We start from the raw sequence: 22014 nt of genomic DNA, 5'->3' as shown, positions 1-22014 counted from the left end.
TTTATGGGTTTGTTTTTTCTAACTTTGCACCGAATTATTCTAAAATGGTAACGAAAAATTTAAAATCACTAGTTAAGTTTATAATACTTTATTGTCAAAATAAGGGTATGTCCATTAGTCCTTTAAAACTACAAAAGCTTTTATATTACGTACAAGTTTGGAATATAATAAAATTTGACAAGTATACTTTATTTGATGAATTACCTGAAGCTTGGGTAAATGGTCCAGTATATAGATCTGTATATAATACCTTTAAAGATAAATTTTTCAGAAATGATAATTTCAAATATAATTTTGATGAAGTAAAATTATCCGAAGAAATTTCTCAAAAACTTAAAGAATTAAGTTTATCAGAAGATCAACAAAAGTTGTTGTTTGCTGTTTTAGACAGTTATGGGGTTATGTCTGATGAGAAGCTCGTCTTCCTTACTCACAAGGAAAGTCCTTGGAATGAAGCTAGAGAGGGTTTGTCACCAATAGAGCGTTCTACAAATACAATAACAGTTGATAGTATTTATAACTATTATACAGCTCGTTTAAAAAAGAAAAATGCTTAATATACTTGATGAAATACAATATTTTATTGAGGATGAGGAAAGAGATTTAAAGTATCAATTAGGTGATAATTTTTCGATTCCTCTGACAACAACACCATCCATAGCATATGACTATTTGAATATAGATGATGTTCCAGAGTATTCCTTTCATAACCCTGAATTTTTAAAAACGGAAAGTGAGGAATTTCCAAACAAGTCTGATTACAATATATATTTTAATAAGATTAAGGATTTATGTAAACGTAGTTTAGATGATTCTCTTTATAATTTACCGTATACAGAACACTTAAAAACAATAAGACCAAACAAGAATCTCTTAAGCGTTGTAAAGAAAATATTTAAAAAAGATTATATACCAGATGAACAATTACCTCAATTCGGTGAGTTTGGTTTGTATACTAATAAAAATAATGATAGAGCGCCAAGAGTATTCTTCTTTATTGGTAATGTAGGTATGATTTACATACTTTTTTACGACCCTTTTCATAAGATTTTCCCTGGTAAATAATTAGAAATATTATAAAAGGTTGTTGTTATACCTATGTTGTACCTATTTTAATATTATTTATTTAAAGTCAATAAATACAATACTTTCAAGAGGTTATTAATATAACACGGTGTTACCAAAAGTTTTTAACCCTTATAAGTTTCTATAATTATCCTATTATCAACTAATTCAATAAGTTTACTTATAATCTCTTTATCATGATTTTTAGTTTCCGCTCCAAAAATCACTTTTTTAATTTTAATTTTTATGTAATCTTGTTTTTCAGTAATTATTCGATACTCTTCTTCGTATTTCCATTCATTAAGTTTATTTAAAAATACTGATTTAAGTTCATCAACTTTTAGAGGAAGATTTTCAAAGGAACCTAATCCATTATATTCAACTTTATCAATTTTATATTCCGATTTATCTATTTCAAATCCTATGGCTATTCCTCTATGACCATTTGCATAATGCGACCACATTAAATGACTTTTGTAATTCTCAGAAAAAGAGCATATACTTATATGTTTTTCTTTATTAGGATTTAAACGGACTCTTTTTGATTCCCCAAAATTATTAGAAAAGAATTGTCCTTCGAAATTGTCATTCAAATTTATAAAACTTGATGAAAATAAGCGTTGATTTAAAAAAATGTCCAAAATATATTTATAATTTTTTAAATCTCTAAACTTATAGTACATATTGGATATTTTTGGTAACGTTTATGTATAAGAATAGTTGCGGGTTTGTATGCGAGGATTTTCCGAAGGAAAATCAGACGTTACAAACACGCAACGACCTTTGATTAAGCACTAAACCGCAATTATTTTTATACGGTGTTGTAGCCAGTTATTTTTTCAGAAGTTCAGAAATATCAAATTTTCCATTTTTCCAATATTTAATTATTCCTCTATGAATTTCAGAATTCTTTTTTAATCGTAAAAGAACAGAATTCAAATGTTTTTCAAATTCATTATTTGTTTTTTCCATATCGTTCAGACTATCAAGAATAATTTCCATTAGCGTTACTTTTTCCGCTTGTGAAGAATTCCGATTATCATATTCCGTTATGAATTCAGCAATTCGATTTGAGTCAGATATTTCCCATTCCCAATCTTGCATATTTTCGTCAAATTCCAAATTCAGTTTTTCGGCTAACTTTTTCCGAGTTTTTTGATTTGGAATAAAAATTTCATTTTCAGTACTCATTTCTTTAATTGGCTACAACAATTGAATATACACTATAGTCTATATCCACATTATAACTCTAATATAGTAAATCTTTTATTTTCATGGACAATCAACCAAGTAATACCAAAAAAGTTTTAAATATTAAATCCCAGTTACTCTTGTTGTGAGGTCCTTAAGACAATAATAATTCTTGTCTTCAAAGTATGTTTAGAATTGTAATAATAATAGTCACTATAATTTTCTTTGAATTAAATTGAAAGCAATTCATTTATAAGATGTTTCAGTGTCATAGCTTTATTATAAGGTGATATTTAAATCACCGATAGCATCAATAATTAATTGTATTGCATTAATCAAGAATAGAGAATACTCATAATTTTACAGTAAGAAAGTTAGAAATACTTAAATCATTTGTTTTCGACACTTTCTTTAAAATAAATGTTTAATCAATAAATTTAAAATTATGAAAATTAGAAATTTTATAGTAACGATGGCATTGATGTTTGTAACCGTATTTGCATTTGCTCAAAATAAAGATGATAAACGTGTTATGAAAGATGCCGAAAAAGCAATCTCAACAATGAAGAGTTATGATGTTGGATTAGAGAAATTCTTTACTAATTCCTCGGGTTATGTTGTATTTCCAAATGTTGGAGAGGGAGCATTAATTATAGGCGCAGCGTCGGGTAATGGTGTTGTTTACGAAGACGGAATGCCTGTAGGAATGGCTGATATGAAGAAACTAGATATTGGCTTACAAGCAGGTGGAGAAGCCTATATGCAAGTTATTTTCTTTGAAACTGAAGATGCTTTAAACGAGTTTAAGCAAGGAAACTTTGAGTTTTCTGCTGAAGCAAAAGCTGTTATAGTAGATAAAGGAGCTAGTAAAAATGCCAATTATAATGATGGTGTTGTCATTTTTGCAAAATCTAAAGCTGGTGCAATGGCCGATGTTTCAATTGGTGGTCAAAAATTTAATTATTCAGAATTTTAGTTGAGAAATTAAATTTTTATCACAAGGAAAAGCCGATTATTACAATCGGCTTTTTTGCATTTTTAAAAATTTCAATGTATTAGAATCTTTATTTATTCTTTATATTTAATAATTCATAAAAATAACATGATGTAACATGCGAATTTTAATATTAAATTTGAATAGTTATTAAATCGTTCCACCTAAAGAACAAAACTACGAGATGAAATTATTGCTAAAATTCGATTTTACTAAAGTTTGCAACACTGTTTTAAAGCAGAAATTAGAAGCGCATCAATTTAATTATCAGCAAACAGCATTTGGTGAAATAGAATTAACGGCTAAAGTATCAGAAGAACAGTTAAAAAGGTTTCATGAGGATATTAATAGTTTTGGTATCGAGGTTGTAGAAGACCCTAAAAAGATTGTGATTCAAAAAATTAAAGATGTCATTGTAGATATGGTCTTTAATGAAAAGGATGTCAATGTGAAGACTTCAGTTTATTTGGCTGAGCAACTCGAGGAGAATTACAACTATTTATCTAATCTGTTTTCGGAAGTGACGTATACGTCCATCGAAAATTTTATTATCTTACAGAAAATAGAATATACTAAGATATTATTGACAAATGAAGAACTTTCGCTCACCGAGATAGCCTTTAAACTCAACTATTCTAGTGTGGCACATTTAAGTAAACAATTTAAAAATACAACGGGTATTACACCGTCAGCTTTTCAGCGTATTATTGCAAAAAGAAAACAAATAAATTAACCTAACCGTAAGTTTGTAAATATGAATAGCGATTATATTAATATAGCATTGGCTGATGATGATGAGGACGATAGGTTGTTTTTTACAGAGGCTTTTGAAGAGTTGAAAATTAAGAGTAAAGTGTTACTTTTTAAGGATGGTATAGAATTAATGGAGTATTTAAATGATTCCAATAATAAACTACCAAACTTATTGTTTCTAGATTTAAATATGCCAAAGAAATCAGGAATGGAATGTTTAAAAGACATTAAAGCAACCAAACGATTAAGCGATATGGTAATTGCCATATATTCTACATCAGCGTCTGAAGAAGATATCGAAAACACCTTTGTGAAAGGTGCTAATGTATATATTAAGAAACCTAATGATTTTGAAAAACTTAAAAAAGTACTTTCAGAAGTCGTAACTACCAATTGGCAATATCAAACCAGTGGTTTAAATAAAGACAATTTTTTATTAAGATTATAATTTATGCCTACACCTTCCAGCAGATATCTTAGAACCGCTTTTATAGTTGGCCTTTTCGTTATTTTATGTATTGGTGGTTTTACGTATAAACATATTAGTGAGTTATCTCAAACATCAAAAGTTGTTAAAGATAATTACTCTTTAAGAAGTGAGTTAGAACTTATAATTTCTAATTTAAAAGATGCCGAAATAGGGCATAGAGGTTTTTTGCTCACTTATGATTCTTTATTTCTTACTCCGTATAAAGAGAGTCTACAAAAAGTAAACCATAACCTATCTAAGTTAGATACATTAATTGTTCCTAATGGTGAGCAGGTGGAAAAACTAAAGGAGCTAAAAAATGATATAAAGAAGCGATTCAATAATTTCGATAAGTCGTTTAGTCTCGCTAATGATGATATGGTACTAACGCAAGATTTATTATTCTTGCTGCACGAAGGTGAAATTAGGATGGATAGAATCCGTAAAGATATCACCGAAATGTTAGATCTAGAACAGCGGCTGTTAACACATAATCAAGAAATTAATGAAGAAAAAATAGGCCTAACCCCCTTGTTGTTTTATGGTTTATTAATTGTAACGTTGGTTATCCTTCTATTGGCTTATTTTAAAATGACTAAGGATTTAAAAGCTCTAAAAGAGAATAATATTGAATTAGAAATTTTTGAAAAATTAACCAAGCAATCTGAGATTGTGAGTAATACGAGTACTTGGGTTTGGTATATTGAAGAGAATGAATTTGAATTTTCGGACAATTTGTATCGTCTAGTAGGTGAAGAACCACAAAGTTTTGAACCAACTTTAGAAAATTTTTATAAATACGTACACGAAGAGGATATTAATCATTTGGGGCAGCAAATTAATCTGATGATGCGGGAAGAGGAATTACCTTTTACAACGTATCGCGTAGTACATAAAGATGGAACCATTAGACACTTAAGAGCTTATTCTAAACTTCTAGATGATACTGATGGTGATAAAAAAATGTTTGGTGTCACCATTGATGTTACAAATGAAGTTGAAAACTACCGAATCATCGAGCAGCGTAACCAAGAGTTAGAACGGACTAATAAAGAACTATCGGCCTTTAACTATGTTGCCAGTCATGATTTACAAGAGCCTTTAAGAAAAATCCAGACCTTTATGTCGCGATTAGAAACTAAAGAAAAGGATCATATTTCTGAAAGTGGGCAACTCTACATTCAAAGAATGAAGTCGGCATCTGCGAGAATGCGTATGCTTATTGAAGATTTATTACAATATTCCCGAACTAACACCTCAGAAAAGGAATATTTAAAAACGAATATGAATATGCTATTGGAGCACGCTAAAATGGAGCTTTTAGATAGTATTGAAGAGAAACAAGCTAAAATTATTTGTGATGATTTACCGACCATGGAGGTTATTTCATTTCAAATTCAGCAGTTGTTTATCAACTTAATAAGTAATTCTTTAAAGTATAGTAAGGAGGGTGTTCCTCCCATAATCGAAATTACACACCAAGAGGTTCTCTCAAAGGATGTAGAAGAGATAAAGGAGTCCTTGTATAAGTTTCACCATAAAATCACCTTTAAGGATAATGGTATTGGGTTTGAGCAAGCCTATGCCGAAAAGATATTCTTACTTTTTAATAGATTACACGGTAAATCTGAATACTCTGGTACAGGTATCGGTTTAGCGATCTGTAAAAAGATTGTAGAAAACCATAAAGGAGTTATTATGGCAGAGGGCAAACCCAATGTTGGCGCCACATTTATAATTTACTTGCCGTTTTTAAAATAATCTGTATTCACTGATTTCTTAGAATAATATAAACATTTTCTGAAATTGTATAACATGTTCTATTTGTAATTAGGCATATTTGTTGTGAGTTTTACTCCACATTTTTAGTATTGCGTAAACGATTTTTTTATACCGTTTTAAAGCAAATTTCTAAAAAGAGTTGAAGCCCCTAATAAAATCGCTTTTCTACAATGAAGACTTTTCTTTACGTTTTTTTAGTGCTATTAGTTATCCTTTGGGCTATCGGATTTTTTGTTTATGCATTATCTGCGATGGTTCACATATTATTAATAGTGGCTGTTATATTACTTATAGTTGTTAATAGAAATTCTTCTAAAGATTAACACTAAGCTTATTTAAGGTCATTTCAATTCAAACGTTTCTATTTAATTACATTTTTTAATTCTTAGTATCAACTGGCTACGCTACTCTATTGTTGTAGCCTTTGTTTTATAGAGCGTTGATGTTTCCGCATGTAGAGCTCTAATTAGCGCTTTTTTATGTTTTGTTTAACACTTAATAGGAATGATGTAACAAAAGGAAGGAATTGTATAACATGGTAAGCCTAAAGAGGTCGTTACTTTGTCATAAGAAAATTAACCTAATCAATTATATCATGAAAATATCATCTAAACATTTACAAAAACAGTTTGCAAGAGTTGGAAGAATTTTTCCAAAACGCAAAATTGAAGTTGCTTATTCAGAACTAGGGTATTCAAAACTAAATGCCGTAGTAAGCACCAAAGAGACCTTTTAAACCTACACAATTTACAATCCTTATTAGCAAGTCTAATAGGATTTATAAAAATTACTGTCTAACCAAAAACAAACACATATGAAAACTATAGAGATTAAAGCAAATAATTTACAATTTATGTTTCACGCTTTAAATAATGAAGTTGGTGGAACTTTTACAACAAACCGCAAAGAGGTTGAGTTAAAAATTGATAATGAGTTAGGAGTAGGCTTAATTAGAGGTATAGAGCTAGAAAGACATACCGTATTTATTGAGTTTGATGTGAAATTTAAGGAAGACGTTAAGTTCGTAGTTGAAAGTTCAAAACGATCAGTAGTCAACTTTTTATATTGTTCAGAAGGAAAATTAAAACATTCTTTTAATAACAATGGGTCGTCAAATACCGTGGAAACATTTCAAACAGGAATCTCTGCTAATATTGAAACTAGCGAAAACCATATCACCTTTTTTAAAGATGTCTATGTTAACTCTACAATTATTTCAGTTAACACATCTGATAAAAGCTCAGCAAAGCACCATATAAATAGTATGGTTTCAGAACTTTTCATTTCTGGGAATACAACAGATTATAGTTATGTTGGTTCTTATAATTTAAAAATTGCAGAAAATATTAAGCAATTAAAGGTTATAAAACAAGATGGTGTGGTAAGAACATTACTAATTCAAGGTTTAGTGAATTTTATATTAGCAATGGAAATAGAACAACATTCAATGGATATAAAAAGCGCTCAAAACCCTACAGGATCACTGACCGGATTTGAATTAAAACAAATAAAAGAGTTGTCGGATTACATTAATAATTTTCCTGAGACAAACCTAAGCGTTACAGAACTCGCAGCTAAGATTTCAATAAGTCCAGCTAAAGTTCAAGAAGGATTTAAATTAATGCACGGTAAGACACTTAATAGCTTTATAAGATCAGTAAGAGTTAAAAAATCTGAAGAGCTTATTAAAAATACAGATTTAAATATTTCTGAAATTGTATACTCTCTTGGTTTCTCAAGTAGAAGTTATTTTTCTAAAATCTTTAAAGCGCAATACAATTGCTCGCCAATAGAGTATAAGCAAAACATTAAGTTAGCTGCAACAGCATAATATATACCAATAAAAATTGATTACCTGAAAGAGAAAGAAAAAAGAAATGTCAGATTGAGCGCAGTCGAAAACTTATAGGGATTTAATTCTTCGACTGCACTCAAGTTGACATTAGTTCAAATATGTTGTCTTAATTGGATATTGAATATCAGAAAGATTAAGTTAGCTGTAACAGCATAATATATATCAGATGGAGGTTGTATAAATATTAATTGAAATATTTATACAACCTTTTTTTTTTGGTTTTCGAATTAAAAAATAATTCAAATTTCTATTTTTGATTCATGAATGATAATTTTATAAACGAATTCTTCGGAATTGGAATTCAAAATGGAAAAACACCAGAAAATCTTGGTGTACTGTGGAGATCTGCTCAAAATCTTGGAGCGAGTTTTATTTTTACCATTGGTAATCGCTATGCTAAACAGGCTTGTGATACGCATAATGCCGTTAAGTCAATGCCTTATTTTCATTATGATACTTTTGAAGACTTCTTTAATAACATTCCTAAAGGAGCAAGGCTTGTTGGTGTAGAACTAACGGAAGAAGCTGTGCCTTTAGAAACTTTTAAACATCCTAGACGTTGTGTTTATTTATTAGGAGCAGAAGATCATGGCTTATCTAACCAGGCGATTGAAAAAAGTCATTTTTTAGTAAAGTTTCAATCTCAGTTAAGTCTTAATGTTTCTGTTGCTGGTAGTATTGTGATGTATGATAGAGGTATTGCTAAACCTAGAGTTTAATTTTAATTAAAAACAAAGCATAAAAAAACCTTGAAAGATAAATTCAAGGTTTTTTTTAGTTTTATATATTTAGACTATTAGCCATTCATAGAAATCAAAAACTCTTCATTGTTTCTGGTTTGCTTGAAACGGTCATTAATGAATTCCATAGCTTCAACCGGATTCATATCTGCCAAATACTTACGCATTACCCACATTCTTTGAATTGTAGTTGCATCTAATAAAATATCATCACGTCTTGTACTAGATGATGTTAAATCGATAGCTGGGAAAATACGACGGTTAGAAATTTTACGATCTAATTGTAATTCCATATTACCAGTTCCTTTAAATTCTTCGAAGATAACTTCGTCCATTTTAGAACCTGTTTCTGTTAATGCCGTAGCAATAATAGTTAAAGAACCACCATTTTCAATGTTACGAGCAGCACCAAAGAAACGTTTTGGTTTGTGTAAGGCATTCGCATCAACACCACCAGAAAGAATCTTACCAGATGCAGGTTGTACCGAGTTATAAGCTCTGGCCAAACGTGTAATTGAATCTAAAAGAATCACTACATCGTGTCCGCATTCTACCAAACGTTTTGCTTTCTCTAAAACAATGTTTGCAATTTTTACATGTTCGTGTGCTTCTTTATCGAATGTCGAAGCAATAACTTCACCACGTACATTACGTTGCATATCTGTAACTTCTTCAGGACGTTCATCAATTAATAAAATCATTTGATAAACTTCAGGATGGTTGGCCGCAATAGCATTCGCAACATCCTTAAGTAACATGGTTTTACCCGTTTTTGGCTGTGATACAATCATACCACGTTGTCCTTTACCTATTGGTGCAAACAAATCCATAATACGCGTAGAAATTGTAGCTTGCTTTTCAGCAATATTAAATTTCTCTTGTGGAAATAATGGAGTTAAATGTTCAAAAGCAACTCTGTCTCTTACCACATTTGGAAGTTGACCGTTAATTTTACTCACCTTTATTAATGGGAAATATTTTTCACCTTCTTTTGGTGGACGTACATTTCCTAAAACAGTATCACCAACTTTTAATCCAAATAATCTAATTTGAGATTGAGATACATAAATATCATCAGGCGACGATAGGTAATTATAATCTGAGGATCTTAAAAATCCATAACCATCTTGCATAACGTCTAAAACACCTTCACTTTCAATGATGGCATCGAATTCAAAATCGGGCTCACGGTAGCGATTTCTGCTATCTCTATTACCATTGTTTTTTGAATTACCATGTGTATTCCCATCTTTAGAACGTGGTTGTCTATCGTTCTGTGGACGACGTTTATCGTCTTTACGAGGGTTAGGTTTCTTTTGTTCTTGTGGTTTAGGGTGCGTCTTCTCTTTTACAGGTTTTTCTGTATTAGATTTTTCGTCTTTATTTTTGGTATCCTGCGTTTTGTTTTCCTGTGGCTTACGCTCTTGAGGTTTGCGAGGATTTGGTTTTTTTGGTGCTTGAGGTTTCGCTTTTATGTCTTCTGGCTTGTCCGTAAACTCTAAAGATTTTTGCTCTTTACTCTCTGTAGGTTTTTGTGGAACTCTAGCGCGTTTTGGTGCAGGTTTAGTTTCCTTTGCTACAGGTTCAGTAGATGTTTCAGTAGCTACCTTTGCTTTTACAGCGCTAGGATTAGCTGCTTGGTAATCTAGAATTTGATAAACCAAGTCTAGTTTTTTTTGTGTACGGTATTTAGGTACGTTTAGTTGTTTCGCTATCTCCTGTAATTCAGGAAGTTTTTTAGCTTTTAACTGAGAAATTTCAAACATTATGTATGTAGTATATGTATTATAATTTTGATATTATTAATTCAATGTTTTCTAAATGAAATAAAAAGAAAAAAAGTGAGATTAATTTGGAAGATTAGAAGGATGCAACTCAGTACGTTACTTCTTTCTATTGCAATAATACAATTTTATTTTAAAATAATTTCTATCTTTTTAAAAAATAAACTCCTAATTTTGCATTGCTTTTAGAGTAAAAGATATGATTCAACGCATTCAAACCTTATATTTATTTTTAGCTGCTGTAATTTCAGCGGGCTTAATATTTGTGTTTCATTTGTGGACAGACAATGAAGGAGTAAAAATATACGCACTAAATGATTATTTGTATTTAGGTATGTTTTTAGGCTCGGCTTTGTTATCTTTGATATCAATATTTAGATTTAATAACAGGAAATCTCAATTTGTTTTGGGACGACTCAATATAATATTAAACTTTATTTTACTAGGAATCTTTGTGTATCAGTCTCTAAACTTATCTGGAGAAATTAACGTTTCTGAGAAAGGTATTGGGATTCTTCTTCCTATTTTTTCTATTGTGTGTTTGGTCTTGGCTAACAAGGCTATTAAAAAGGATGAAGATCTCGTAAAATCTGTAGATCGATTACGATAGACCTAAAATCTTAGTAGTATTAGTGTGAAAAACCCAGACGCTGCCGTCTGGGTTTTTTTATGCTTTAATTCTAAATAATTACTTAGAAAAACAAGACGTTTTAATTTATTTTAGAATTTTTATATATTTAGATTATCATTTCGAGTAACGTTATGAAAATGAGAAAACAAGTTTTAATTCATTCAATAGCTGCTGTAATGTTTAGTATTATACTGTATAAATTGGCGTCTTTTACTTTAGAAACGTCAATATTCATTGCGCTAGGAACCGCTATTTTGGGATTATCATATAGTACAAAAGGTTCTAAAAAGTAATTTATTATCGCGTTATCTTGATTCAAATTCTATAACTTCTAAGTCTTTTATAATTTTGCCATCAATCTTAAATCGTAACATTGTTCGTACTTTATGAAAGCCATGTTTACCAGCCGCTCCAGGATTCATATGTATTAAATTTAGCTTTTTATCTGGCATCACTTTAAGGATGTGTGAATGTCCTGTGATAAATAATTTTGGTGGATTGGCAATTAAAGTATCGCGAACAGTGTTATTGTATTTTGGTGGATAACCACCAATATGGGTGATCCATACATCAACACCTTCACACATAAATCTATTATGTAGGGGAAATTCTGTTCGTGCCTTAGCATCGTCTATATTACCATAGACAGCTAGTAAGGGTTTTAAATTTTTAATTTGATCAGTAACGTCTAAATCACCAATATCGCCTGCATGCCAAACTTCATCAGCTTGCTTTACGTGTTTGAGAATAGCGTCGTCTATGTAACTATGAGTATCTGATAAAAGGAGTATTTTTTTCATTTAAACGCCTGTGAAACCAGGTATCTTTTTTTATTCCTTTAAAAAAGGGAATCTTATTATTCGTTTTCTAAAGAAACTGAATTGTTTTTTTAGTTTAAAATGTTTTAGCCTTCGGGAAAATTCTAGCTTATTTTCAACCTTAAATTTCCGTTAACAAGATTCCTACGTTCGTAGGAATAGGGTATCTTTGCAATTCAACAAAAGTAAGATTTCTATTGCGATTTTTCATTGAACTTTCATATAATGGTAAGGCCTATCATGGTTGGCAAAACCAACCAAACGCTATTTCTGTACAAGAAGTATTAGAAAAAGCGCTTTCTACCATTTTGAAAACCGAAATATCTATAATGGGAGCGGGCAGAACGGATACAGGTGTGCATGCCTCGCAAATGTTTGCGCATTTTGATTATGACGGAGATTTTAAGTCTATAGATATTGTATATAAACTGAATTCTTTTTTACCGAAAGATATAGCTATTACTAGCGTTTTTGAAGTGAAGCCAGAAATACATGCCAGGTTTTACGCGGAAAGTAGAACCTATAATTATAAAATATCGACGTCTAAAAATGTTTTTAATTACGATTTTGCATACCAAATACAATCAGCTTTAGATGTAGAAGCGATGAATGAAGCTTGTAAAATCTTATTTCAGTATAAAGATTTTCAATGCTTTTCAAAAACAAATACAGATGTAAAAACGTATAATTGTGATATAAAAGAAGCATTTTGGACAAAAAACAATGAGCAACTTATTTTTACAATTACTGCAGATCGGTTTTTACGAAACATGGTTAGAGCCATTGTTGGCACCATGGTAAATATTGGCTTAGGAAAAATGAAAGCTGAAGAATTACATGCTATTATTGCTTCAAAAAATAGGAGTGAAGCTGGATTTTCAGTTCCGGCACATGGCTTGTATTTAGTAAGAATAGTGTATCCTGAAACGATAAGAATAGACAATTAAATTGAAGAGGTTCCCATTTTTAGGGAAATAAGTATGACAGAAAAAAAGAAAAAAATATTTGATGTATCGTTATTTACACGATTATTAAAATACATAAAACCGTATCGTACGGTTTTTGTTATTTCACTATTTTGTGTTGTTGGCTTAGCCGTATTCGGTGCTTTTAGACCTTATGTTTTAAAAGAAGCCATTGACGTTAAAATTGCAAATAAGGAGTATAATGGCTTTGTGATTTACATGGTTATAATGCTCGCCTTGTTAATTTTTGAAGTCATATCTCAGTTGCTATTCATTTATTATGCAAGTTGGTTAGGGCAATCAGTTGTTAGAGATATTAGGGTTAAGTTATTTAAGCATATGCTTAAATTTAAAATGACCTATTTTGATAAATCTTCGGTTGGTGTGTTAATAACAAGAGCTGTCACAGATATGGAGCGTATTGCTGATATTTTTGGTGAAGGCTTATTTATGATTTTCAGTGACGTTTTAAAAATGATTGTAGTCGCTGGATTTATGTCATTTATAAATTTAAAATTGAGTCTCATTGTTTTTATAACAATGCCAATAGTTTTATTTGCTACCAAAATCTTTCAAAAGTACATGAAGCGCGCTTTTGAAGACGTGCGTACTGAAGTTTCAAACTTAAATTCTTTTGTTCAAGAGCGTGTGACGGGAATGAAAATTTTACAATTATTTACACGTGAAGATACCGAGTTTAAAAAGTTTAAAGCCATTAACGAGCGTCATAAAAAGGGCTGGTTAAAAACAGTTTGGTATAATTCTATTTTCTTTCCTATTGCAGAATTTTTGGCTTCATTAACCTTAGCAATGGTTATTTTGGTCGGTGGTTTTAATGCTGTTTCAGAAAATGGTACAACAACTTTAGGTGAGCTCATTTCCTTTGCCATGTTTATTCCGATGTTATTTAGACCTTTAAATCAAATTGCGAATAAGTTTAATACACTTCAAATGGGAATGGTCGCTGCAGACCGTGTATTTAAAGTTTTAGATACAACCGCTAATATTGATGATTCTGGTACTATTGAAGCGAATCATTTTAAAGGGCATATTACATTTGAAGATGTGCGATTTTCTTATATAAAAGATGAAGAAGTTTTAAAGGGAATTTCTTTTAACGTTAATGAAGGAGAAACCGTTGCTATAGTTGGTGCTACTGGAGCAGGGAAATCTACCATTATTAATTTGTTAAATCGTTTTTATGATATTAATTCAGGAACCATAAAAGTTGATGATATCGATATAAAGGATATGACTCTAAGCTCACTTAGAAGTCAGATTGCTGTTGTGCTTCAGGATGTATTTTTATTTGCCGATACAATTCTTAATAATATTACATTAAATAATGAAAATATTACAGAAGCCGATGTTGTAAATGCAGCAAAGGCTATTGGAATCCACGAATTTATTTCTAGTCTTCCTAACGGTTATCATTACAATGTAAAAGAGCGTGGGGTAATGTTATCTTCTGGACAGCGCCAATTAATTTCGTTTTTAAGAGCGTATGTCACCAATCCAAGTATTTTAATATTAGATGAAGCTACCTCTTCGGTAGATTCACATTCCGAACAACTCATACAAGATGCGACCGACAAAATAACAAAGGGAAGAACCTCAATTGTTATAGCACATAGATTAGCAACGATACAGCAAGCGGATAAAATTATTGTAATGGATAGTGGTCAAATTGTTGAAATAGGAACACATCAGTCACTTTTGGAAAAAGAGAGTGGTTACTATAAAAATCTTTATGAAGTTCAGTTTTTAAAGGTTGAGGTAGCTTAATTTACCTTAGAAGCTTCTTCTCCCATTTTTTTGCCAGCTTCAAAGGCTGGTCCAAATATTTCTTGCAAATCACCTGTAAAATACATGGTAACTAACATGATTATTGTTATAAAAACCATTGTTATTCCTAACACAATAAAAAATAATAATGTTCTTACTATGATATCAGAAGCGCTAAGGTCTAATAGGCGTTTAAGAACATAAGCTGAGTAGATAATCATTAAAGGTATCATTAGAATCCCAACAATACTTGAGCTTATACCCAATAATCCTAAAGAAATTACCACTATTGCACTTGCAATTGATAGTTGTGCCTGTATATACATAAAAACCACAAGCAACTCGGTATAATTGTATTTTTTAATATTGAAAAATGTAACACGAGCCATTAAAGCATATAAAGGCACATAAAGCATCATTAATAAGGATTGATACTCTTCAATAAATGACATGTTCTTTTTCTGAAACTCTTCTTGGCCAGGATAAGCTAATTGAGAAAAATCCATTGTTTCAGGAAAATATTTTTTAACTATTATAAGATAAAAGCCAGAAATGGTTATGGCTAATGCAAAATAGCTGATAACATTGACGTATTTTTTCCGTGTACCATTTATATAACCACCTATGACCTCTTCAGGTTGTTTAAAAAGTTGAATAAAAGTTTGTAATAACTTATTATCATAATTGAAAAACGTTTCACTAATGTGTTCAAAAAGATTTCCGAAAGTCAAACGATTCCTAATCACTTTGCCGCCGCAACATTTACAGTAATCATCTTTTGTTGATAGCTCTGTGTGGCAGTTTTTACAATTCATAATTTAAATTTTAAAATAACCACTAAAAAGTAACACTATAAATACTATGACAATTATGATAAAATAGATAACGACATAAAAGGCCATCACAATTAAAAATTTAGCAATTGTATTCCAAAAATCTTCTTTAAAGACATGTTTTAATACGTATGCTAAATAGATAAAAGTAGGTAAGCCAAGAATAGTTGATACGATTAGATAATTCATACCAGTGACTAAGAATAATATGCTAAATACAGCTGTTATTATGATGATTTGAGCCGAATAATAAAGATTTAGGACGAGGTGTTCTGTAAAATTAAAGCGCTTATTCGCGAAAATATAATAGACTAGCCAAGTGGCTAATGAAGAAACAGGAACACCTAAAATATAAATTAAACCTTGATACTTTGTGAAGAAATCGGGATTTAAACCTGCCATAGGATTTATATTTTTCTCTGGAATGTTTTCTATTGCTTTTGCAAACTCTGGAGTAAAATCTAAGGCATCTCTAAAAAATGTATTGATTAAAAATACCTGGATACCAGCTAAAGTCAAAGAAATTGCAAAATATTGAAGGACATCGATATACTTTTTTCGAGTACCATTAATATAGCCCACGATTACAGTTTCTGGTTGTCTAAAAAGATCAATGAATGTGCGAAGAAATTTATTGTCAATAGAAATAAATTGTTCGTTAATTTGCTGAGCTATCACTTTTGGTTTTAAGCGATTTTGAATAATTTTCGCGCCACATTCATCACAAAACTTCTGTGATGCTTTAAGCGTGTTATTACAATTTTTACAGTTCACTAACCTAAATCGTGTTTAATTTTATCTCTAAGTTCGTCCGTATTTTTAAACATTTCAAATTCACCATTTTTAATGTAAGAAATCTGACCTGTTTCTTCACTCACGCAAAGTGCAATAGCATCTGTTTTTTCTGTAATCCCAATGGCTGCTCTATGACGTAAACCAAAACGTTCCGGAATATTCTTCTCGTTATTAACGGGAAGAATAACACGTGTGGCTTTTACTACGTTTTTATCGATAATAATGGCGCCATCATGTAATGGGCTATTTTTGAAAAAGATACTTTCTATAATGGGCTGAGACACTAAAATATTCATCTCATCTCCTGTATTGGTTAGAAAATCTAAGTTGTTATTACGCTCAATAACGATTAAAGCTCCCGTATTTGAAGCTCCCATTTTATTACAAGCATTAATAATAGCATCAACATCTGTTGACGTTTGATCGTCGTTTTTAAGAAACTTAAAGTTTTTAAATAGATTTCGCTTTCCACTAATATTGGTAGAACCCACCATTAAAAGAAACTTTCTAATTTCGGGCTGAAACACGACGATTAAAGCGATAATACCAACTTTCATAAAACCATCAAAAATGCTGTAAAGCATGTGCATATTGAGGTAGTCTGTTAATCGCCAAGCAAAGTAAATGATGAGAATACCAATAAAAATATTGATGGCAACCGTACCTTTTACAAGCTTGTAGATGTAATAGAGTAGGATAGCCACAAGGAAGACATCCACAAAGTCTATAAATCTAAAATCCCAAAGTTGTAAGTTTTCCAAAAGGCTGGTGTTTCTGCTAATTTAGTAATTTATGTTTAGTACGTAAGTAAAAATAATAATTGTTACCTCATTTACTTTTTCGATATTAGAATATTTACACCCCTAAAGTCCCCTCAAGGGGACAATTCAAGAAAGTTTAATTTGTCCGTTGTCCCCTTGAGGGGACTTTAGGGGTGTTTTTTCAAAACGTATAAAATCTTTTTTTTATTTAATATATGAATTCGTTCAAATCCACCGAAATTAAATCTGATGTTAAAGAATTAACTCTTCTTTTAATCGTTATGTAATCTTGAAATGATAAATTATTATTGAAGTAGAGCTGTAAATGAATTCCAATAAAATTAATTTCCGTTAACTTGTCGAGTTCATTTTTTAATTTATTTATGTTTGACTCTTGCTCTCCAATTTCGAAGTGATTACTATCTTTAAAGATTAATGGAATTGTTGAGCTGGCATGGAAACCTGCAATTCTTTTCAAGTTTTCTTCGGTAGGCATGTTGTATTTATGATAGACCGTATCAATTTTGATATTTTCTTTATATAAGACATCCGTAAACTCCAAAAATCCCAAATTCCCAATACGCGTATCGTTACAGGTAAAATAATTTTTAGCATCTTCATTTTTATGCATTTCAGCATTGCGTTTTTTGTCTTGCAGGAATTTAATATGAGGAATGGCTTGTTCCAAGGTTAGCCGTTTATCTATATTAACCAACCAATTGGTGGTAATTATTAAATTCTTTCGATTTAGTAGCGTTGAATCAGGTTGTGTTTCATCATAAAAAATATATGCAGGTGACACATCTAAGACTTCAGTGATTTCGGCGTTTTCAATTTCTGGTAAGTATAAAACGCGTTCGTTGTTGCAGCTAAAACAGCATAAAATAATAAGTAAATAAATGTAACGCATAGGTTAATTAGATTTCAATTGATTATAAAGTATAACACATTCCATCGCTTCTTTAACGTCGTGTGCACGTAAAATTTTCGCGCCTTTTTGTAACGCCACCATATGTAACGCAGTGGTGCCGTTGAGGGCATTTTTAGAGGTTGAATTTAGCGTTTTGTAAATCATCGATTTTCGAGATATACCAGCTAAAATAGGTTTGTCGGTAAGTTGAAGTAATTCGAGTTGATTCAGTAATTCAAAATTTTGGTCTACTGTTTTTGCGAAACCAAATCCAGGATCAATAATAATATCATTAATTTTTTCCTGGTGTGCCGCTGCAATACGTTCGGCAAAATAAGCAATCATCTCTTTAGTTAAATCGGTATATGATGTTTGCTGTTGCATGGTTTTAGGATTCCCTTTCATGTGCATCATTATATAAGGCACGCCTAATTTTCCAACGGTAGAAAGCATGTTTTCATCGAGTTTTCCTGCTGAAATGTCATTAACTAGTGCAGCTCCTGCTTCAATACTTTGTTTAGCAACCTCACTTCTAAAGGTGTCAATAGAAATTAAAGTATCAGTAAAATGTTTCAAGATTAATTTAATGATAGGAATGACACGGTTTAGTTCTTCTTCTTCACTAATAGCATCAGCATTTGGTCTAGAACTATAACCTCCAATATCAATAAAAGTAGCTCCATGATTTAGCATGGTTTCAACTTGATTTAAAATAGCAGTTTCATCTTTATATTTTCCACCATCAAAAAACGAATCTGGCGTAACATTCAATATACCCATCACTTTTGGTGTGGATAAATTGATTAACTTCCCTTTGCAATTTATATTCATGTTTACTCTAAAAAAGGCGTTAAGAAAACTTTAAACCCCAAACTTTGAACTTCTAATTTATTTATGCGAAATTTACGGAAATTATAACGTAATAGATGCAAGATACTTCAAAACAATACGATGCTGTTATCGCTAAATGTAGAGCGCTTTTTGTAAATAAAATGAGTGATTATGGGAGTGCATGGCGCATTTTGAGATTACCATCTTTAACCGATCAAATTTTTATAAAAGCACAGCGCATTAGAGGATTGCAACAAAATGCGGTTAGAAAAGTAGATGAAGGTGAGGTAAGTGAATTTATCGGTATTATTAATTATTGTTTAATGGCTTTAATTCAGTTAGAAAAAGGTGTTGTTGAACAACCCGATTTAAACACTGAAGAAGCGGCTAAACTTTACGATGAAAAAATTGCACTCACCAAACAATTAATGCTCGATAAAAATCACGATTATGGTGAGGCTTGGAGAGATATGCGTGTAAGTTCGTTGACAGATTTAATCTTACAGAAATTATTACGTGTAAAGCAGATTGAAGACAACGCAGGAAAAACACTAGTAAGTGAAGGTATTGATGCTAATTATCAAGACATGATTAATTATGCGATTTTTGCTTTAATTCACTTAAAGGAAGCTGATTAATTATCATAAATAAATGGCTCGCTGAGCGCAGTAGAAGTAATAACCTAATAGAACAACTAACTAAAAATAGATTCTTGCTTTCGCAGGAATGACAAAAGCATATGAAGTATATAGTTCATCTTAGCAGAATTTTTACAGGAATATTATTTATTATTTCAGGATTTATAAAATTGAATGATCCGCTTGGTTTTTCGTATAAATTAGAAGAATACTTTAGTTCAGATGTTTTAAATATGGAATTCCTAATTCCGTATGCACTTGGTATTTCAGTTATTGTTGTGGTCTTTGAAGTCGTTTTAGGAGTCTTCTTATTAATTGGCTATAAACCTAAATTCACGGTTTGGAGTTTGTTATTAATGATTGTCTTTTTTACGTTCCTAACGTTTTATTCGGCATATTTCGATAAAGTAAAAGACTGTGGTTGCTTTGGTGATGCCTTAAAATTAACGCCATGGGAAAGCTTTACCAAAGATGTGGTGCTATTAGTGCTTACTTTAATTTTGTTTTTCGGCGTAAAACACATCAAGCCTTTGTTTTCAAAATTGCCAACAACAGTGATTGCGCTATTGAGTTTTATAGTGTCGCTTTGGTTTGGCTATCATGTATTAATGCATTTGCCATCTATAGATTTTAGAGCCTATGCGATTGATAAAAACTTATCTGAAGAAATGGCTATTCCAGAAGATGCTCAAAAACCAATTTTAGAGTACACATGGACGTTTAATGTTAATGGGGAAGAGCAAGAGTTTGTGACTAACGGAAGTTATCCTACTGTAGATGGTGAGTATGTTGGCGTAGAAACTAAGACTGTAGATGAAGGATATATTCCTGCAATTCAGGATTTCTCTATTGAATCTGATGAGGAAGATTTAACGGGTTATTTCTTAGAACAACAAAAACTAGTAATGATAACCATGTATAATGTCACCAAAGGCGAAGCTGAAGGTATGGCGAAGTTGAAATCATTTACAGATGAGGCTATTAAAAAAGGCTATACTGTAATTGGTTTATCGTCATCTGGTGCGGCGGATAAAGCGCAGGCAAAAGCAGAATATAATTTTAATTTCGATATTTATCTCTGTGACGAAAAAGTAGTTAAAACTATTGTGCGTGCAAATCCTGGAATTATCATATTAAATAAAGGAACAGTCGTAAACAAAGCACATTGGAATGATATTGAAGATATTGAGTTATAGTTTATAACGTAATATTTTAGTGTCAGTTTTTAATTAAACGATGTTTGAACGGAGTTTTATAACAACCCATTTTTTTGATAAGATATTTAATCAATAAAATCTTCTATGCCTTTATCACCTTACTAGGTGTGATAACCGTCATTTTCTTTTTATTTAATAAACTTGGTGACCCTGCAAAAATGATGCTCGGACAAAACCAATCAGAAGAACAAGTGGCTGCGGTAAATAAAAAATACGGATTTGATAAGCCTATAGGAACACAGTTTTTATATTACCTGAATGATTTGTCACCCATTTCGTTTCACTCTAAAACGGAAAATGATTATACCTATTTAGGACCAAATAAGTATACAGCAACCGAACTATTCAGCGTTGGGAATACCACTACGGTTATTAAAGCGCCGTATTTACGAGAGTCCTTTGCCAAACAAGGAAAGAAAGTAAGTCATATTATTGGTGAAACCATTCCAAATACGTTTGTTTTAGCAATTTCTGCTATTATTATCGCCATTGCCTTAGGTATTGTTTTCGGCATTATTTCAGCCTTATATAAGGACACTTGGATAGATAAAACGATTCAGATTTTAAGTACGTTTGGTATGAGTGTACCGTCCTTTTTTAGTGCCATTTTATTTGCGTGGTTATTTGGTTTTGTATTACATAAATACACCAATTTAGAAATGACAGGTAGTTTATACGAACTCGATGACTTTGGCGAAAAGATGCGTATCCAATGGAAAAACTTAATTCTACCAGCAATCGTTTTAGGAATTAGACCTTTGGCGGTTGTGATTCAACTTATGCGAAATTCGCTATTAGAAGTTTTAAACCAAGATTATATAAGAACGGCAAGAGCCAAAGGACTGAGCGAGTTTCAGGTGATTAAAAATCATGCGGTTAAAAATGCTTTAAATCCTGTCGTTACTGCCATTTCAGGTTGGTTTGCATCTATGTTAGCAGGAGCTGTTTTTGTAGAATATATTTTTGGTTGGAATGGCTTAGGGAAAGAAATTGTAAATGCACTTAATACTTTAGATTTACCAGTAATAATGGGAGCCGTTTTAGTAATCGCTATAATCTTTATTACGATTAATATTTTTGTAGATATCGTTTATGCTTGGTTAGATCCTAGAGTGAAGTTATCGTAATGAAATACTGATAATTGTCAATTTACTATTATCTTTATTGTATTATTTTTGTGTACTAAAATTAAAAATT

Annotated in this window: 26 protein-coding genes; 17 read left to right on the top strand and 9 right to left on the bottom strand. The window is 31.2% G+C overall.

The window, feature by feature from the left end:
- The first annotated feature begins 107 nt into the window (after positions 1-107).
- Together BLT80_RS12415 and BLT80_RS12410 are read left to right on the top strand one after the other, a co-directional pair.
- Positions 108-557, top strand: a complete 450-nt coding sequence (locus BLT80_RS12415; protein ID WP_175455605.1) for a Panacea domain-containing protein — start codon at positions 108-110, stop codon at positions 555-557.
- Entirely contained in the window at positions 550-1065 is a 516-nt protein-coding gene (locus BLT80_RS12410) for a hypothetical protein (RefSeq protein ID WP_087490843.1), read from the top strand. Before BLT80_RS12415 ends, BLT80_RS12410 begins: the two co-directional genes overlap by 8 nt.
- A gap of 125 nt (positions 1066-1190) precedes the next feature.
- Here the strand turns inward: BLT80_RS12410 and BLT80_RS12405 are convergent, their stop codons facing one another.
- Complete coding sequence (locus tag BLT80_RS12405; protein ID WP_092468435.1) at positions 1191-1748, bottom strand: DUF2971 domain-containing protein; 558 nt, start codon at positions 1746-1748, stop codon at positions 1191-1193.
- A 148-nt stretch (positions 1749-1896) separates the two neighbouring features.
- The gene (locus BLT80_RS12400; protein ID WP_092468433.1) at positions 1897-2256 is read right to left on the bottom strand and encodes a hypothetical protein; all 360 of its coding nucleotides are present in this window, start codon (positions 2254-2256) and stop codon (positions 1897-1899) included.
- Positions 2257-2701: 445 nt separating this feature from the next.
- On the opposite strand from BLT80_RS12400, the gene BLT80_RS12395 reads away from it, so the two are divergent.
- The 8 genes from BLT80_RS12395 (at position 2702) to BLT80_RS12370 (ending at position 8828) form a co-directional block, all read left to right on the top strand.
- On the top strand, positions 2702-3232 hold the full coding sequence (locus tag BLT80_RS12395; RefSeq protein ID WP_092468431.1) for a lipid-binding SYLF domain-containing protein: 531 nt from the start codon (positions 2702-2704) through the stop codon (positions 3230-3232).
- Between the two features lie 202 nt (positions 3233-3434).
- Positions 3435-3983, top strand: a complete 549-nt coding sequence (locus tag BLT80_RS12390) for a helix-turn-helix domain-containing protein (RefSeq protein WP_092468429.1) — start codon at positions 3435-3437, stop codon at positions 3981-3983.
- A gap of 21 nt (positions 3984-4004) precedes the next feature.
- Positions 4005-4451 (top strand): response regulator, encoded by a 447-nt coding sequence (locus BLT80_RS12385; protein ID WP_092468427.1) that lies wholly within the window; start codon positions 4005-4007, stop codon positions 4449-4451.
- A 3-nt stretch (positions 4452-4454) separates the two neighbouring features.
- Positions 4455-6233 carry a CHASE3 domain-containing protein gene (locus tag BLT80_RS12380; RefSeq protein WP_092468425.1) on the top strand — a complete coding sequence of 593 codons (1779 nt, stop codon included), beginning with the start codon at positions 4455-4457 and terminating at the stop codon, positions 6231-6233.
- 191 nt (positions 6234-6424) lie between these two features.
- Complete coding sequence (locus BLT80_RS19890) at positions 6425-6577, top strand: lmo0937 family membrane protein (protein WP_139181062.1); 153 nt, start codon at positions 6425-6427, stop codon at positions 6575-6577.
- Between the two features lie 272 nt (positions 6578-6849).
- Positions 6850-6990: a hypothetical protein gene (locus BLT80_RS20120; RefSeq protein WP_175455604.1), complete on the top strand. Its 141-nt coding sequence runs from the start codon at positions 6850-6852 to the stop codon at positions 6988-6990.
- A gap of 78 nt (positions 6991-7068) precedes the next feature.
- Positions 7069-8085, top strand: coding sequence for a helix-turn-helix domain-containing protein (locus BLT80_RS12375; protein WP_092468423.1), 1017 nt, complete (start codon positions 7069-7071; stop codon positions 8083-8085).
- 284 nt (positions 8086-8369) lie between these two features.
- Complete coding sequence (locus BLT80_RS12370; protein WP_092468421.1) at positions 8370-8828, top strand: RNA methyltransferase; 459 nt, start codon at positions 8370-8372, stop codon at positions 8826-8828.
- A gap of 77 nt (positions 8829-8905) precedes the next feature.
- Here the strand turns inward: BLT80_RS12370 and rho are convergent, their stop codons facing one another.
- Positions 8906-10615 carry a transcription termination factor Rho gene (gene rho, locus BLT80_RS12365; protein WP_092468419.1) on the bottom strand — a complete coding sequence of 570 codons (1710 nt, stop codon included), beginning with the start codon at positions 10613-10615 and terminating at the stop codon, positions 8906-8908.
- A 217-nt stretch (positions 10616-10832) separates the two neighbouring features.
- Between rho and BLT80_RS12360 the strand changes: the two genes are divergently transcribed.
- Positions 10833-11243, top strand: a complete 411-nt coding sequence (locus BLT80_RS12360; RefSeq protein WP_092468417.1) for a DUF4293 domain-containing protein — start codon at positions 10833-10835, stop codon at positions 11241-11243.
- Positions 11244-11401: 158 nt separating this feature from the next.
- Complete coding sequence (locus BLT80_RS20115) at positions 11402-11557, top strand: hypothetical protein (RefSeq protein ID WP_175455603.1); 156 nt, start codon at positions 11402-11404, stop codon at positions 11555-11557.
- Positions 11558-11569: 12 nt separating this feature from the next.
- On the opposite strand, the gene BLT80_RS12355 is transcribed toward BLT80_RS20115, so the two are convergent.
- Positions 11570-12064 (bottom strand): metallophosphoesterase family protein, encoded by a 495-nt coding sequence (locus BLT80_RS12355; protein ID WP_092468415.1) that lies wholly within the window; start codon positions 12062-12064, stop codon positions 11570-11572.
- Positions 12065-12279: 215 nt separating this feature from the next.
- On the opposite strand from BLT80_RS12355, the gene truA reads away from it, so the two are divergent.
- Positions 12280-13029, top strand: coding sequence for a tRNA pseudouridine(38-40) synthase TruA (gene truA / locus BLT80_RS12350; protein WP_092468413.1), 750 nt, complete (start codon positions 12280-12282; stop codon positions 13027-13029).
- 33 nt (positions 13030-13062) lie between these two features.
- Positions 13063-14832, top strand: coding sequence for an ABC transporter ATP-binding protein (locus BLT80_RS12345; protein ID WP_092468411.1), 1770 nt, complete (start codon positions 13063-13065; stop codon positions 14830-14832).
- Here BLT80_RS12345 and BLT80_RS12340 read toward each other — a convergent pair.
- From BLT80_RS12340 to folP, 5 genes are all read right to left on the bottom strand, one after another.
- The gene (locus tag BLT80_RS12340) at positions 14829-15647 is read right to left on the bottom strand and encodes a DUF3667 domain-containing protein (RefSeq protein WP_092468409.1); all 819 of its coding nucleotides are present in this window, start codon (positions 15645-15647) and stop codon (positions 14829-14831) included. The genes BLT80_RS12345 and BLT80_RS12340 overlap by 4 nt on opposite strands.
- A gap of 3 nt (positions 15648-15650) precedes the next feature.
- Positions 15651-16439, bottom strand: coding sequence for a DUF3667 domain-containing protein (locus BLT80_RS12335; protein ID WP_092468407.1), 789 nt, complete (start codon positions 16437-16439; stop codon positions 15651-15653).
- On the bottom strand, positions 16439-17221 hold the full coding sequence (gene cdaA / locus BLT80_RS12330; RefSeq protein WP_092468405.1) for a diadenylate cyclase CdaA: 783 nt from the start codon (positions 17219-17221) through the stop codon (positions 16439-16441). Before cdaA ends, BLT80_RS12335 begins: the two co-directional genes overlap by 1 nt.
- A gap of 208 nt (positions 17222-17429) precedes the next feature.
- A complete protein-coding gene (locus BLT80_RS12325) occupies positions 17430-18131 on the bottom strand; it encodes a hypothetical protein (RefSeq protein WP_092468403.1) in 702 nt (233 codons plus the stop codon).
- A gap of 3 nt (positions 18132-18134) precedes the next feature.
- Positions 18135-18962, bottom strand: coding sequence for a dihydropteroate synthase (folP, locus tag BLT80_RS12320; RefSeq protein ID WP_092468401.1), 828 nt, complete (start codon positions 18960-18962; stop codon positions 18135-18137).
- A 95-nt stretch (positions 18963-19057) separates the two neighbouring features.
- Here folP and BLT80_RS12315 point away from each other — a divergent pair, with 95 nt between their 5' ends.
- From BLT80_RS12315 to BLT80_RS12305, 3 genes are all read left to right on the top strand, one after another.
- Positions 19058-19600 (top strand): DUF1599 domain-containing protein, encoded by a 543-nt coding sequence (locus BLT80_RS12315; RefSeq protein WP_092468399.1) that lies wholly within the window; start codon positions 19058-19060, stop codon positions 19598-19600.
- A gap of 101 nt (positions 19601-19701) precedes the next feature.
- Positions 19702-20796, top strand: a complete 1095-nt coding sequence (locus tag BLT80_RS12310) for a BT_3928 family protein (protein WP_092468397.1) — start codon at positions 19702-19704, stop codon at positions 20794-20796.
- A gap of 74 nt (positions 20797-20870) precedes the next feature.
- A complete protein-coding gene (locus tag BLT80_RS12305) occupies positions 20871-21944 on the top strand; it encodes an ABC transporter permease (RefSeq protein ID WP_092468395.1) in 1074 nt (357 codons plus the stop codon).
- Positions 21945-22014 lie beyond the last annotated feature (70 nt).

The organism is Winogradskyella thalassocola (assembly GCF_900099995.1).
GTDB lineage: Bacteria > Bacteroidota > Bacteroidia > Flavobacteriales > Flavobacteriaceae > Winogradskyella > Winogradskyella thalassocola.
The sequence above is the reverse complement of the archived record's forward strand: the minus strand, read 5'-3'. Positions and strand labels throughout refer to the sequence as shown.